We start from the raw sequence: 13,795 nt of genomic DNA on the forward strand, positions 1-13,795 counted from the left end.
CGCGGCGACTTCGGCGCGGGAAGGCATCGCCCCCACGCCGTGCATGTCCGAGACGGCCCCCGCCGCTTCGCTTGCTGACCAGGCATGCAGCCAGGGCGCCCGCGGTACCCCGCGGGCGCCCTGCGCGATCGCTCAGACCAGCGAGATCTCCCGGCCGGTCTCTGCGGATTCATAGATCGCCTCGAGGATCCGCACGATCTCCACGCCGTGCCATGCCGGGGCGATGGTCTCGGCCCGGCCCAGCCCGGAATCCACGAAGTTCTGGATCTCGTTGGCGAAGCCGACGCCGAACTCGAAGGAGCGCGACGCGATCTGCGGCTCGATGTTCACCACCGAATCGTGCATCTCGGTGGCGATGTGCAGAGCCGGCTCGAGCTCCGCGCCGCCCTTGTCCCCGTAGACCGAGACGTCGATGGAGTCCTGCGTGGCGTGCAGGGAGTAGGAGCAGTCCAGCAGCAGCGACGCACCGTTCTCGAAACGGATCACCGCATTGGCCATGTCCTCGACACTGTTCTTGTCCGGGTCGTAGTCGGCGACCTGGTAGCGGGGCATCGTCGTGATGTTGGCGCGGTTGCCGAGCCGGTCGTAGGTGTTGCCGCTGACGGAGACCACCTTGGGGCTGCCCATGAGGTACCAGCACAGGTCCAGGACGTGGATGCCGATGTCCAGCAGCGGGCCGCCCCCGGCGATCTCCTTGTCCGCGAACCAGCCGCCGGGGTTGCCCATCCGGCGGATGCAGCTGGCCTTGGCGTAGTAGATCTCGCCCAGTTCATCGGCGTCGATGAAGGACTTCAGCACCTGGCAGTTGGGGGAGTGGCGACGCACGAACCCGACCTGCACCACCCGGTCGCTCTTCTCGACGGCCTTCTGGATCTCGAGCGCCTCCTCGAGCGTGCGCGCGATGGGCTTCTCCACCAGCACATGCTTTCCGGCCTCGATCGCGGCGATCGCCCAGTTGGCGTGGGAGTTGTTCCAGGTGCAGATGCTCACGGCGTCGACCTCGTCGTCCGCGAGCAGCTCGTGAGGGTCGGCATAGGCGCGCCGTGCGCCGTACTGATCGGCCACGGACTGCGCGCGCTCGAGGTTCATGTCGGCGACGGCGATCAGCTCGACGTCGGCATTCTCGGAGTACGCGGTGAGGTGGGACTGGGCGATGCTGCCGGCGCCGATGACGCCTACGCGGAACTTCGTCATGAGGGAGGTCTTCCTTCTGGCCACGAGGCCGATGGGGATTCTGGTGGATCGGGCAGAACTGCGAGGTCAGGCGTTCTCGAGCAGGCGCTTGGCGTTAGCGAGGCCGCGTTCGCAGCCCAGCAGGCAGTCCTCCCAGCCCTCGAACTCGATGGAGGCGTAGCCGGTGTAGCCGGAAGCCTTGATGGCACGGGCCACGGCCGGCAGGTCGATGTCGCCGTTGCCGACGACCGCGCCGCGCAGGTGCTTGCCGCCGCGGCTGCGGAACCAGCCCTCGCCCGGCGCGGCGTCGGCCGGACGGATGTAGAAGTCCTTGAAGTGGACGACCATCGCGTACGGCAGGTTCTGGGCGACGGAGACCTCCGGCGCCTCGTCCACGCACACGAAGTTGCCGATATCCAGCGTGGTGCGGAAGTTCGGCTCGTCGACGCCGTGGATGACCCGCCGTACACGGTCCGCGGCCTGCACGAAGAAGCCGTGGTTCTCGAGGCTCGTGGTGATGCCCTTGGTCGCGGCGTACTGCGCGATCTCCTTGCTGGCGGCGACGATCGAGGGCAGGGCCTGCTCGAACAACGGGGTGTCGTCCCCCTCGAGGCCGGAGTGGGCGACGACATCGTGGCGGATCTGATCGATGCCCAGGGACTCGGCCAGGTCCACGTAGGCCTTGACGCGGCTGACCTGCGCGGCGAGCTCCTCGGCGTCATCGGTGAAGAAATTCGCGCCGATCGCGAGCGTGGACAGCGGCACCCCGGCCTTCTCCGACGCGGCGCGGATCTCCTCGATGTAGGCCGGATCGGAGTTGATGTTCGGGATCGCGCTGTCGGCGTCGTCCCCGAGGGAGGCGAGTTCGAGGTGCTCGCCCTCGCTCGCAGCGACCCATTCGATCACCTCGGGCAGGGTCATCTCTGCGGTGGAGAGCTTGGAGTGGAAGCTGTAGGAGCTGAAACCGAGGGTGATGCCTGTCGTCATGAGTTCGTCCTTCGAGGGGTCGGGATCGGCAGTGAGTACTGGGGCCGGGTGCGGTGCGTCGGTGGTCGATGCGGTGGTCTCAACGGGAGGCGGCGGCGGATTCCGTCAGATCAGGGGGGTCGGCGTGGGTGAGGAAGGTGGGCCAGGGGGCCGGGACGTCGGGAACTCCGGTGATCGGGCTCGAGCCATGCTCGAACGCGCTGCCCAGCGCGCCGACGAGGGACCCGTCGGTGGTCAGGCGTGCGGCGACCAGCGGGGGTCGTTCGGGGGTCATGAGCAGTCGATGGAGGTTGCGACGCAGCGGGCCGAGCAGGGTCTCGCCCTCCCGGGACAGGCCGCCGCCGACCACCACCAGCTCCGGGTCGATCGTCAGCAGCACGGTCGCCAGGCGCGGCGCGATCTCGGCGCAGAATCCGTCGACCTCGGCCTGCGCGGCGGGATCCCCCGCGGCGCAGCGCTGCAGCAGCGGCTTCGCCTGGTCGCCGCTGGACCAGCTCAGACGCCCGCGCTGCGAGGTGCTGGTCCAGCGCATGCCGCGCTGGCTGCCCAGCTCGCCGGCGAGATGGTGGCTGCCCTGCAGGATCTGGCCGCCCACGATCAGAGCCACCGAGATGCGGTGACCGATCTGCACATAGACGATCGAGTCGGCGGGCGGTCCGAGGTGTCGTTCCGCGAGCGCGGCGAGCTTGATGTCGTTCTCGACTACCACCGCGGCATCCAGCCGCTGCTCGAGCTCCGCGGTGAGGTCGAGGCCGACGAGGTCCGCCAGGGCGAGGCTCTGGGTGATGCGCCCGTCGGCACCGAGGATGCCCGGAACGGCGACGCCGACGGCATGCGGGGCGTGCCCTGTCGCTCGCACCGCCTGAGCGATCGCCGCCAGGTGGTCGCCACCGGAGACGGGAGCGGTGGTGCGGGCCAGGACAGCGCCGAGTGGATCAGTGACGATGCAGGTCACGGAGCGTTCACCGAGGTCGAGCGCCGCAACGGTCGCAGCCGACAGGTCGAGGACGAAGCGGCGTGCGGGGCGTCCGGGCTGACCGGATCGGTCGGTGCCCGATGACGCCCGGAGGATCGATCCTGACTCGGTGAGGTCCTGCAGGACGGCGTCGACCGTGGGCCGGGACAGGTTTGTGCGGGCGGCGATCTCGGCGACGGTGAGGGGGGTGGCCGCTTCACGGAGCGCGAGCACGCAGTCCCGCGCGTTGCCCTGGCGCACCGCAGATCCCTGGCCGGTCGATGGCGGGCGTGCGGGCGATGCGGCATGCTCAGCCATGCTCATCGAGATCCCTCGCCCTCGTGGTGCCTGCCGTCACGATGTCCTGCCGTCGCACTGTGTCGCAGCCCGATGTTTTGCAACCCGGTTGCGCAATGGTGGGTCCAGTCTTCGCCCCGACCCCTGGCAGTGTCAAGAGCGGGCTCGTCGCCTCGGGCAGTAGCGTGGCGGCTCGGGCAGTAGCGTGGCGGGAAGGAGGCGATATCCATGGACGATCCGGTGCTGCATCAGAGCTACGCCGCTGCGGCGGCGGACCTGTCCGTGCCGTGGCAGGCCGAGACGCCGCCCGACCCGGCGCTGGCCTGGCTCAACGAGGACCTCGCGCGCGAGCTCGGGTACGACCCCGCGTGGTTGCGGGAGCCCGCCGGCATCGCGCTGCTGACCGGGCAGGTCGACGCGGACGGGCATCCCGTGCCCGCCGGTGGCGCCGCTCCCGAGCGTCCCTTCACCACGGCTCAGGTCTACGCGGGCCACCAGTTCGGCTCCCCGAACCCGCAGCTCGGCGACGGCCGCGCGGTCCTGCTCGGCGATCTCCTCGACACCACCGGGAGGCGACGTGACCTGCACCTGAAAGGAGCGGGAGCGACCCCGTTCGCCCGCGCCGGGGACGGCAGGGCGCCGCTCGGGCCGATGCTGCGCGAAGCGGTCGTCGGCGAATCCCTCCACGCGCTCGGCGTGCCCACCACACGGGCGCTCGCCGTGCTCACCACCGGCGAACAGATCGCCCCGCGCCAGGGCGTGACCCCGGAGCCGGGCGCGATCCTGGTGCGCGTGGCCGCGAGCCACCTGCGCGTGGGCACGGTCGAGTACGCCGCCTGGCACCTGGACCTCGACGCCCGCCGCGCGCTCGTCCAGTACGCGGCAGCACGCCATCTCCCCGAGGGTGTGGAGACGAAGAGCACGGCCCTTGACCTGCTGGAGCACGTCACCCGGGCCCAGGCCGAACTGCTCGCCCAGTGGATGCTCCTCGGCTTCGTCCACGGCGTCATGAACACCGACAACATGACGCTCTCCGGCGAGGGGATCGACTACGGTCCCTGCGCCTTCCTCGATGAGCACCGCTCCGGCGCCGTGTTCAGCTCGATCGACCGCGGGGGCCGTTACGCCTACGCCGCCCAGCCCGGCATCGCCCTGTGGAACCTCTCCCGCTTCGCCGAGACCCTGATCCAGCTGATCGACGAGGAGGACCCGAACGCCGCGGTCGAGCAGGCCACCGCCGTGCTGGAGGACTTCGAGCCGCACTACCTGGACGCCTACGGCCGCAGACTGGCCGCGAAGCTCGGCATCCCGGCCCACGGGGAGGGCGCTGACGCAGAGCACCTCGCCGCGATCCGCGCCTCGGGCGCGGAGCTGTTCGCCCTGCTCGAGGAGCAGCACGTCGACCACACCGGTTTCTTCCGAGCGCTGACCGATGCTGATCCCGCCGCCCTCTTCGCCGATCCCGCGCCGTTCACGAGCTGGTACGAAGGGGTGCTCGCCCTGCGCGGCTCCGGAGCCTCGGCGGAGGCGGCTCTCGCGGGGATGGATCGTGCGAACCCGGTGTACATCCCCCGCAACGTGCACCTCGAGGCCGCGCTGCGCGCCGCCCATCTGGGGGACCTCGCCCCGGCGTACGCCCTGCTGGACGCCGTTCGTCGGCCTTGTGAGCGCCGGGCCGAGCTCGCCCATCTCGAAGGACCCGGCGACGGCGGCGAGCACTTCATGACCTTCTGCGGGACCTGACACCCGGGCGTTCCCAAATCGGAATGACTCGGACATCGAGCTCCTGGCGCGACTGCTCGTTCGAGCTCCCGACCAGCACGTCTGGACGTGACGTACGTCATGCGACATGCTCGCTGTGAAGGAACCGTGAAGGTTCCTTGGCCGATTACCGACCGTGCACCTCAGGCACCGACGTGATCGGTGGCCATCCCGTACCTCGACTTCCCGGAGGATCCCGTGGACTCCCTATCGAACTTCGACTGGGCGGGGCTGGGACTGAAAGTCCTCGCCGCCGTCGTCATCCTCATCGTCACCGCGATTCTGGCCATGCTGATCAAGAAGGGCGTGGCCGGCCTGACGCAGAAGGTTCCCGCACTGCGTCGTCCCGGCGTGGACGGTGCCGCACTCGGCAACTCGCTGGGCACCATCGCCTCGATGGTCGTGTGGCTGCTGGGTCTGATCATCATCCTGGGGATCTTCGAGCTCTCCCAGGTGCTCTCGCCCGTCGTCGGGATGCTCGAGCAGGGGCTCGGCTTCATCCCCAACATCATCGGCGCCGTGTTCGTGTTCATCATCGGCCTGACGATCGCGAAGATCGTGAAGGCGCTGATCGTGACCGCGCTGAACGCCGTCGACTTCGGGAAGCTGCTGGGCACCGCCCAGTCCGGTTTCGAGAAGGCCACCGGGGGCGTCACCTCCGCGGGTCGTCCCGCCGCTGCCCAGGGTGCTCATCAGGGTGCTCAGGCGCCCGCCGGCCAGCAGGGCCAGCAGCAGGCTGCGGGCCAGGGTCAGCCGGGCCAGCAGAACAAGCAGGGCTCGAAGCTTCCCGACATCCTGGGCTCCGTCGTGTTCGCCCTGATCATGATCGTCGTGTCGATCGCGGCGCTGCAGATCCTGGGTATCGCCTCGATCTCCGAGCCTGCTTCCGCGATGCTCACCGGGGTGTTCACCGCGATCCCGAACATCATCGCCGCCGTGGTGCTGGTGGGTATCGGCGTGCTCATCGCGCGCTTCGTCTCCGGCCTGTTCCGCCCGATCCTCGAGGGGTCCGCCGTCGACACCTGGCTGACCAAGCAGGACATCCTCCCGCAGGGCGCTTCCGCGACCCCGACGGTGCTGCGCATCGTCGAGATCGCCGTGGTGCTGTTCTTCGCCGTGATGGGCGCCCAGGCGCTGGGCTTCCCGCAGATCACCGCGATCCTCACCGAGATCCTCGAGCTCGGTGGCAACGTCCTGTTCGGCGGTGCGATCATCGCCGCCGGCTTCTTCATCGCGACGATCGTCGGCAAGGTGCTTCGCGGCACCCCCGGCACCATCGTGAAGTGGGCGGTCATCATCCTGTTCACCGCCATGGGTCTGCAGTCCATGGGCGTGGCAGACTCGATCATCGAAATGGCGTTCGGCGCCCTGGTGATCGGTGCCGCCGCCGCGGCGATGCTGGCCTTCGGACTCGGCGGGCGCGACGCCGCCGCCCGTCAGCTCGCCAAATTCGAGAAGGCGCAGGCCTCGAAGCCTGCTCCGGCGACCGCTCCGGCTGCCTCCGGCCCCGCTGCCTCGGGCCCGGGCACATCCGGTCCTGCCGCGTCGGGCCCGGGTGCGTCCGGACCTGCGGGCTCGGGACCGGCTCCGTCCTCCGGCCCCGCGGTGCCCCCGCGCCCGGAGGTCTGATCCCCCGGGCCGGGACACCGGCCCACCCGTGATGCACGCCGAGGCCGCCATGGAGCTCCATGGCGGCCTCGCTGCGCGTGGGCGAGGGCATCGTCGAAATCCAGGTCGGTTCGCCACCGATCGGTCGGGAGCAGAAGCGGCCGCGGTGCTACGGTCGGATCACAGGTGAGACGGAGGCCCATGGCGCCGCACGCCGAGGCCGCCGTCGCCCTCCCGACGGAAGGAGAAGTTCATGAACAGCAATCTCGACGGCCGCAAGGTTCTCCTGCTGACCAGCAACTTCGGCACGGAGACCGACGAGATCCAGCGTCCCATCGCTGACCTGCGCGAGGCAGGCGCGAGCGTCACCGTGGCCGCCACGGAGGCAGGCTCCGTCCAGACGCTCGTGCTCGACCACGACCCCGGTCCAGAGGTCCCCGTCGACACCACCTATGACAGCGTGCAGGCGAGCGACTTCGACGCCGTGGTGCTGCCCGGCGGCACCTTGAACGCCGACGCCCTGCGCACCGACGAGACCGTGCGTGCCCTCGTGCGCGGCTTCGTCGAGGCGGGCAAGCCCGTCGCCGCGATCTGCCACGCTCCCTGGATCCTGATCGAGGCGGGATTGGTCGAAGGCCGGAGCCTCACCTCGGTGCCCACCATTCGCACCGACGTGGTCAATGCCGGCGGCACCTGGACCGATCAGGAGGTCGTCCAGGACGACTCCACGGGGTTCCGTCTGATCACGTCCCGCAACCCCGGCGATCTCGACGCCTTCAACGGCGCGATCATCGACGCCCTGAGCTGACCCGCCACTCCCAGGAGGACTGTCATGACCGACCCCCTCGACCCCGAGACCGCCGCGTGGGACCAGGCCGCCGGCCAGGCGCCCGCCGCTGACCAGGACCTCGACCAGCTCTCCGAGACCAGCCAGGACGAGTACGCGCGGCCGGCCGACGACGAGCCCGGCGAGGTGAGCATCGACGACGCGCTGGAGGTTGACCGGGTCGCCGCCGAGGGTGCGGACTCCCGCAACGCCGATGGCTACGGCTTCGACGAGGACCGCGAGCGCGGAGGCGACGACTCCGTGGCCGCCGAGCAGGGCAACCGCGACGAAGACCGCATGGAGGTCGATGTGGACGACGAGCAGCTCGACCAGATCGCCGGCGCCGACGGGGACTCCGCCGGCACCGAGCGGGACCTCACCGACCCGGGGGCCTGAGCGACCTCAGCGCCCTGGGCGGGGTCACGCCCGGTGGCAGGGTGCCCCGGACCCAGTCGTCGACGGGTCCGGGGGCGTGCGCTCAGCTCGCGAGCAGAGCTGCGAGGATCTTCTCGTCGGCCTCCTGCCGAGAGCGCAGGTGCGCACTCACGTCGTACGAGAACGAGGAGTAGGTCAGCGTGCCTCCCTCGTCGATCAGCGCCTTCGCACTGGGTCGATCGGTGAGTTCCGCCAACCAGGACAGAGCCCGGTGGTCCGCCATGGCCTGCGCGAACACCCGGTGCCTGATCGACAGCCAGGGCGTGCCGTCGGGACCGGGGTACACGGCGAAGGCGTCCCCGCCGAAGAAGGGCCCGCCCGCACAGGTGTCCTGGAACGGGTCGATCGGCTCCAGGGAGAACTGCGACCACCAGAAGTTGTAGCCCCAGTGCAGGAAGCCGGGGGCGTCGAAGGCGAACAGCTGCCGTCCCAGCACCCGGTTGCGCACCGAGGGCTGGGCGATGTAGCGATTGGCGACATCCCGATTCTGGGAGACGCAGTAGTACACCCACGGGGTGCGCCCGGCCTCGAGGAAGGGTCCGACGTGGTCCGTGGCCACGATCGGCGTGTCCACCACGCCCTGCTCGGCGAAGGCGAAGGAACTCAGCGCATCGACCACCTGGGCGCCCTCGAGGAGGTCCGCCACCTGGGCCTTGGCGGCCTTGTACTCCTCGAGATGATCTGCGTGGGGCTCGTCGGAGATGTGCCACAGCACCTGACCGTCCCACCAGGTCTCGAGATGGGCCCGCAGCGCCGGGATCAGTGCCGAGAGCAGCCGGCGGTAGGCGGGGGAGGTCGCCGGGACGTGCCACCCGAAGCGGTCCTCGAGCCCTTCGATGGTCTCCACCTGGATCGCGGGGGTGAAGCGGGCGCCCCACTGGGTGAACAGGTGTGCGATCTCCAGGGAGCGGATTCCCAGATCGCGGCAGATCTCGAGCCAGCGATTAAGCCGATGGAAGTCGAAGCTGTACTCCCCGTCGAGGTCGCGGATCCCCACCAGTTGCACGACGGGGCGCGTTTGACCCTCGGCGGTGTCCAGGGGCGGCGTCCACGTCGGCGTGAGCACCGAGTTCACGTCCATCTCTCGCGCCGAGGCGAGGAAGGCCTCGATCAGTTCCCAGTGCCGCTCGGAGAACACGGCGACGTCGTAGTAGGTCGAGAGGCTGTCGGCGTGGAACCAGTGGGTGTTGACGAGGTCCAGTTCAGGCAGGCGGTGCGGGTGGATTCGCAGCAGCGCGCTGTGCTCGGCGAGGACGTGCTCGCCGTCGGCGCTGGTCAGCGAGATGGTCAGAGTGTGCTCGCCGGCGTCCGCTTCGTCGACGGGGACCACGTCGATCCACAGGGACTCCCAGATCCCGGCGCTGAGCTGCACCGTGGGGCCGATGATCGGCTCGAGCAGATCGGGGTACTCGCCGGGTTCGGTCGCCAGGTAGTGCTCGTCGGGATCCTCGGGGGCGGGGGAGGAGACCGGCACCCGTCGCACCGCGTGGACCCTGGCCCGCTCGGCCAGGTCTCCGCCGAGCTGCACCCGCACCACGGCGGTGGCATCCTCGAGATCGCGCGGTGCATGGGCGGAGCGGTCCGGGGAGGCGGTGTCCGGGGCGTCGCCCTTGATCAGGAGCAGGGCGACCTGCATGGACAGCACCTCGCCCAGGAATCCGGAGGCGTGCGCGCCTCCGATGAGCTCGGCAGGGCGCGGGGGCGAGTCCCCGAGCACCTTCTCGAGGGAATCGATCAGGACTGACTGCACGGGAGCTCTCCTCGTGGGGACGACGTCGATGTCTGTAGCCGGGGCCAGTGTCCATCCTGGCACGCACGGGGAGCAGCGTCACGGGTGGTTGCTCGGAGCCTGCCGATCGGCCGTGCGAATAATTCGTTGCGGCCGTCGCAGGCCGGTCGTACGGTGGTCGGACACAGGAAGGAGGTGATCCGACGAATGATTTCGTATCGGACAAGTGAGGTGGCTCGCCGCTGAGGCGACCATCGACCTGACCCGCCCCCGGGCGGTCCACCAGATCGACGGACCTGCAGCGAATTCCACCGAGCTGCCGGGACCCGCAGGTGGTCGGACATCGTCCATCCGACCAGCGCAGATGCGCAGCCTGCGGGTCCTTTCCTGCCCGGGCGCAGCTACTACGCTCGGGGCATGACGAATGCACCCCAGTACGCACCGGTCGAGCTGATCTCCCCGAGCATCGACGACGACGCCGTGGTGCGGGCGGACCCGCCTGGCTCCACGCCGGGGGGAAGGCCCGTGGTGATCCTGCTGCACGGCCTGGGCAGCCACGAAGAGGACCTCACCGGGCTGGTCCCGTTCCTGCCGGCCCACTTCACCTACGCCTCCCTGCGCGGCATCTACCGCTACGTGCAGGGGTACGCCTGGTTCGAGATGCCGGTGAATCCGGAGAACCCCGAGGCGCTGCAGTCCTCGGCCGCCGCCGTGGAGACCTGGATCGCGGACCAGGTCGCCCAGGGGGTCCGCGTGGTCGGCGCCATCGGCTTCTCCCAGGGCGGCGCCCTCGCGCTGCAGCTGCTGCGCCGCGACCCGCACGCCCTGGAGTGGATCGTGCAGCTTTCCGGATTCCCGTTCCCGGCGCCGATGCCGGGCGATGCGGCACTGGCGGAGGTCTCGCCTCCCGCACTGTGGGGGCACGGCGGCATCGACCCGCACTTCGGCCCCGAACGGGAGGACGCAGTGCGTGCGTTCATGCGTGAGCACACGCGGATGGAGGAGGAGCGCAGGCCGCATCTCGGGCACGCTGTGGACGAGGTCGAGCTGCGAGCGATCGCCGCGTTCCTGCAGCGCAGGGCAGAGGACGCACCGAAGCACTGATCCGAGGGCGACAGCTCGTCGGGAGGGTTCGGGCAGGGGGCGGGGTGCGTCCATGCCGCGGGCTTCCGTCTCGACCGGGTGCGACGCTGAGTTGGCTGCGCGGCGGGGAGGGGCACGCCGGGCGGGCGGATGAGTGCGTCCGACCTCGCATCCACAACCCCTCCCACACCCAGGGATCGGGTTGTAGCATTCGTTCATTCCCCTCCGAGAGCCGGAGCGGAGTACAAGGAGCACCAGGAGACCATGAGCGCCGCCAGCGACGCCCCGAGTGACAGTCCCAGGCCTTCGGGCCTGACACGACATTCATTCCACAGGGGGATTCGTCCATGGACCTGATAGGTCCCCTCATATCCCTCGGCGTCGGGCTCCTGCTCGTCGCCGCATGCGGCGGTTTCGTCGCCGCAGAGTTCTCTCTCATCACCGCTAACCGCAACGACGTCGAAGCCGCCGTCGACGCAGGTGACAAGCGTGCCGGCGGCGTGCTGGAGGGCATGAAGACCCTCTCCACGCAACTCTCCGGCGCACAGCTGGGCATCACCGTCACCAACCTCGGCATCGGTTTCCTCGCGGAACCCGCGATCGCCGCGCTGCTCGGCCCACCGCTGGTGGACGCCGGGCTCGGTCCGGTCGGCGCCCGCTCGGTCTCCGTCGCCACCGCCCTGGTGCTCGCCACCGGGATGACCATGATCTTCGGTGAACTCGTCCCCAAGAACATGGCGATCGCCCAGCCACTTCGCACGGCGAAGCTGGTCGTCGGCTTCCAGCGGATCTTCACGAAGATCTTCGGGCTGCCGATCCGCCTGTTCAACGGCAACGCCAACGCCGTGGTGCGCGCCCTGGGCTTCGAGCCGCAGGAGGAGCTGAGCTCCGCCCGCAGCGCCGAAGAGCTCTCCGCGCTGGTCAAGCGCTCGGCCGACGAAGGCGCCTTGGCGGAGGAGACTGCCTCGCTGGTTCAGCGCACCCTGGCCTTCGGTGACCGTCGTGCCCACGATGCGATGGTTCCGCGTGGACGCATGGACTCCCTGGACGTGGACGGGACCGTCGAGGATCTGCTGGAGCTGGCCCGCACCACCGGCCACTCCCGGTTCCCGGTCCTGACCGACGAGAACGAGGTCGCCGGGGTCGCGCACATCCGGCACGGTCTGGCGATCCCCTTCGACGAACGCCCCTCCACCCGGGTCGACGCCGTGATGGGCAGTGCCACCTTCGTCCCGGACACGGTTCCGCTGGACGATCTCATGGACACCCTGCGGGGCGGCGGCCTGCAGATGGCTGTCGTGGTCGACGAGTTCGGCGACCACGCCGGCCTGATCACGCTCGAGGATCTGGTCGAGGAGATCGTCGGCGAGGTCCGCGACGAGCACGACGAGGAGATGGACGACACCCCGGAACCCGACGGCTCCTGGGACCTCGACGCCCGGATGCGGCCCGACGAGGCCACCGAGCGCCTCGGCGTCACCGTCCCCGAGCACGAGGACTACGACACCCTCGCCGGCCTGGTCACCCTCGAGCTGGGACGACTGGCGGAGGTCGGCGACGAGATCGTCGTGGATACCGATCCCGTCCCAGGAGAGGAACCCGCCCGGCTGCGCATCGAGGTGACCGAGGTCGACGGCATGCGCATCGAGACGGTCCATGTGAAGGTCGAGCCCGTCCCCGTCGAGGACGAGGACGAGGACAAGCCCTCCCGCCGCGAGCGGGAGAAGGCGGAGAAGGCAGAGCGCCGCGAGCAGTCGGAGCGCCGCGAGAGCGAACGCTCCGAGCGCCGTGAGCTCGAGAAGGCCGGTCGCCGCTCGGTTCCCGAGCGCGACGAGAGCGAGGTGGGTCGATGAGCGCCGGACTCGGTCTCTCCCTGACCCTTCTCCTGCTGCTGTTGAATGCCTTCTTCGTGGGTGCGGAGTTCGCCCTGATCTCCGCCCGACGCGCCGTGATCGAGCCCAAGGCCCTGGACGGCAACTGGGCCGCGCGAATCACGATCTCCGCGATGGAGCAGGTCTCCTTGATGATGGCGGGCGCGCAGATGGGCATCACCGTGTGTTCGCTGGCGCTCGGTGCGATCAGCGAACCGGTCATCGCCCACCTGCTCGAGGTGCCGTTCGAGGTGACGGGAGTGCCGGACGCGCTGGTGCACCCGATCTCCTTCGCGATCGCCCTGGGCCTGGTCACCTACCTCCACGTCGTGTTCGGTGAGATGGTGCCCAAGAACATCGCGCTCGCCGGCCCGGAGCGGATGGCACTGATCCTGGCTCCCCCGCTGGTGGGCATCGTGACAGTGCTGCGCCCCGTGCTGTGGCTGCTCAACGGCATCGGCAACCTGGTTCTGCGTGCCCTCGGCGTCACCCCGAAGAATGAGGTCACCAGTATCTTCACTCGCAACGAGGTGGCGGCGATGGTGAGCGAGTCCCGCGAGGGCGGGCTGCTCGAGGACAACGACGAGGCGCTCCTGCTGGGTGCGCTCCGCTTCGAGGCCCGCAGCGTGGCGAACCTGGTGATTCCGCTGGAGAGCATCTCCAGCCTGCCCGAGGGCGTCACCGCCGCGGAGGCCGAGGTCGCCGCGGTCGAGGGCTTCTCCCGGTTCCCGGTGCAGGCTGCCGACGGACGCCTGACCGGCTACGTCCACATCAAGGACCTGCTGGACTCCGTGCAGGAGTACCGCGACAAACCGATCCCGGCCGAGCGCATTCGCTCGCTCCCGCAGATCGGCGCGGAGGAGTCGCTGCGCCAGGCGCTCACCTCGATGCAGGATTCCGGGGCGCACCTCGGGGCCGCGACCGATGCGGACGGCTCGGTCATCGGGATCGTCACCCTGGAGGACATGCTCGAGGAACTCGTGGGCCAGATCCGCGACGACTCCCGCATAGCCGCCTGAGCCACGGCCACGGCTACGGCTACGGCCACAGCCACGGCCACAGCCACGGCG

Annotated in this window: 11 protein-coding genes; 7 read left to right on the forward strand and 4 right to left on the reverse strand. The window is 69.6% G+C overall.

What is annotated here, in order from left to right; all coding sequences use genetic code 11:
- Positions 1 to 132: 132 nt before the first annotated feature.
- The 3 genes from INT51_RS16010 to INT51_RS16020 all read right to left on the reverse strand — a co-directional run bounded on the left by INT51_RS16010 (position 133) and on the right by INT51_RS16020 (position 3,433).
- Entirely contained in the window at positions 133 to 1,194 is a 1,062-nt protein-coding gene (locus tag INT51_RS16010) for a Gfo/Idh/MocA family protein (RefSeq protein ID WP_193106336.1), read from the reverse strand.
- 66 nt (positions 1,195 to 1,260) lie between these two features.
- Positions 1,261 to 2,160 (reverse strand): sugar phosphate isomerase/epimerase, encoded by a 900-nt coding sequence (locus INT51_RS16015; RefSeq protein ID WP_193106337.1) that lies wholly within the window; start codon positions 2,158 to 2,160, stop codon positions 1,261 to 1,263.
- 79 nt (positions 2,161 to 2,239) lie between these two features.
- On the reverse strand, positions 2,240 to 3,433 hold the full coding sequence (locus INT51_RS16020; protein ID WP_193106338.1) for an ROK family transcriptional regulator: 1,194 nt from the start codon (positions 3,431 to 3,433) through the stop codon (positions 2,240 to 2,242).
- A 207-nt stretch (positions 3,434 to 3,640) separates the two neighbouring features.
- On the opposite strand from INT51_RS16020, the gene INT51_RS16025 reads away from it, so the two are divergent.
- The 4 genes from INT51_RS16025 (at position 3,641) to INT51_RS16040 (ending at position 8,003) form a co-directional block, all read left to right on the forward strand.
- Positions 3,641 to 5,155 carry a YdiU family protein gene (locus INT51_RS16025; RefSeq protein WP_193106339.1) on the forward strand — a complete coding sequence of 505 codons (1,515 nt, stop codon included), beginning with the start codon at positions 3,641 to 3,643 and terminating at the stop codon, positions 5,153 to 5,155.
- 180 nt (positions 5,156 to 5,335) lie between these two features.
- Positions 5,336 to 6,802, forward strand: coding sequence for a mechanosensitive ion channel (locus INT51_RS16030; RefSeq protein WP_304502219.1), 1,467 nt, complete (start codon positions 5,336 to 5,338; stop codon positions 6,800 to 6,802).
- 232 nt (positions 6,803 to 7,034) lie between these two features.
- Positions 7,035 to 7,589, forward strand: a complete 555-nt coding sequence (locus INT51_RS16035) for a type 1 glutamine amidotransferase domain-containing protein (RefSeq protein WP_193106340.1) — start codon at positions 7,035 to 7,037, stop codon at positions 7,587 to 7,589.
- Between the two features lie 24 nt (positions 7,590 to 7,613).
- Positions 7,614 to 8,003, forward strand: coding sequence for a hypothetical protein (locus INT51_RS16040; protein ID WP_193106341.1), 390 nt, complete (start codon positions 7,614 to 7,616; stop codon positions 8,001 to 8,003).
- Between the two features lie 82 nt (positions 8,004 to 8,085).
- Here the strand turns inward: INT51_RS16040 and INT51_RS16045 are convergent, their stop codons facing one another.
- Positions 8,086 to 9,792, reverse strand: coding sequence for a DUF4091 domain-containing protein (locus tag INT51_RS16045; protein WP_193106342.1), 1,707 nt, complete (start codon positions 9,790 to 9,792; stop codon positions 8,086 to 8,088).
- A gap of 396 nt (positions 9,793 to 10,188) precedes the next feature.
- On the opposite strand from INT51_RS16045, the gene INT51_RS16050 reads away from it, so the two are divergent.
- From INT51_RS16050 to INT51_RS16060, 3 genes are all read left to right on the forward strand, one after another.
- On the forward strand, positions 10,189 to 10,875 hold the full coding sequence (locus INT51_RS16050; RefSeq protein WP_193106343.1) for an alpha/beta hydrolase: 687 nt from the start codon (positions 10,189 to 10,191) through the stop codon (positions 10,873 to 10,875).
- A gap of 326 nt (positions 10,876 to 11,201) precedes the next feature.
- Positions 11,202 to 12,707: a hemolysin family protein gene (locus tag INT51_RS16055; protein ID WP_226985793.1), complete on the forward strand. Its 1,506-nt coding sequence runs from the start codon at positions 11,202 to 11,204 to the stop codon at positions 12,705 to 12,707.
- Positions 12,704 to 13,744: a hemolysin family protein gene (locus tag INT51_RS16060; RefSeq protein WP_193106344.1), complete on the forward strand. Its 1,041-nt coding sequence runs from the start codon at positions 12,704 to 12,706 to the stop codon at positions 13,742 to 13,744. The genes INT51_RS16055 and INT51_RS16060 overlap by 4 nt, the downstream gene beginning before the upstream one ends.
- Positions 13,745 to 13,795 lie beyond the last annotated feature (51 nt).

The sequence above is a fragment of the Brachybacterium sp. FME24 genome (genome assembly GCF_014897705.1).
Taxonomy (GTDB): Bacteria; Actinomycetota; Actinomycetes; order Actinomycetales; family Dermabacteraceae; genus Brachybacterium.

Bases quoted from the DNA above. Each gene is read 5' to 3' on its own strand.
- INT51_RS16040 (WP_193106341.1), top strand. From the start codon at position 7,614: ATGACCGACCCCCTCGACCCCGAGACCGCCGCGTGGGACCAGGCCGCC.
- INT51_RS16025 (WP_193106339.1), top strand. From the start codon at position 3,641: ATGGACGATCCGGTGCTGCATCAGAGCTACGCCGCTGCGGCGGCGGAC.
- INT51_RS16035 (WP_193106340.1), top strand. From the start codon at position 7,035: ATGAACAGCAATCTCGACGGCCGCAAGGTTCTCCTGCTGACCAGCAAC.
- INT51_RS16020 (WP_193106338.1), bottom strand. From the start codon at position 3,433: ATGGCTGAGCATGCCGCATCGCCCGCACGCCCGCCATCGACCGGCCAG.
- INT51_RS16015 (WP_193106337.1), bottom strand. From the start codon at position 2,160: ATGACGACAGGCATCACCCTCGGTTTCAGCTCCTACAGCTTCCACTCC.
- INT51_RS16050 (WP_193106343.1), top strand. From the start codon at position 10,189: ATGACGAATGCACCCCAGTACGCACCGGTCGAGCTGATCTCCCCGAGC.
- INT51_RS16055 (WP_226985793.1), top strand. From the start codon at position 11,202: ATGGACCTGATAGGTCCCCTCATATCCCTCGGCGTCGGGCTCCTGCTC.
- INT51_RS16010 (WP_193106336.1), bottom strand. From the start codon at position 1,194: ATGACGAAGTTCCGCGTAGGCGTCATCGGCGCCGGCAGCATCGCCCAG.
- INT51_RS16060 (WP_193106344.1), top strand. From the start codon at position 12,704: ATGAGCGCCGGACTCGGTCTCTCCCTGACCCTTCTCCTGCTGCTGTTG.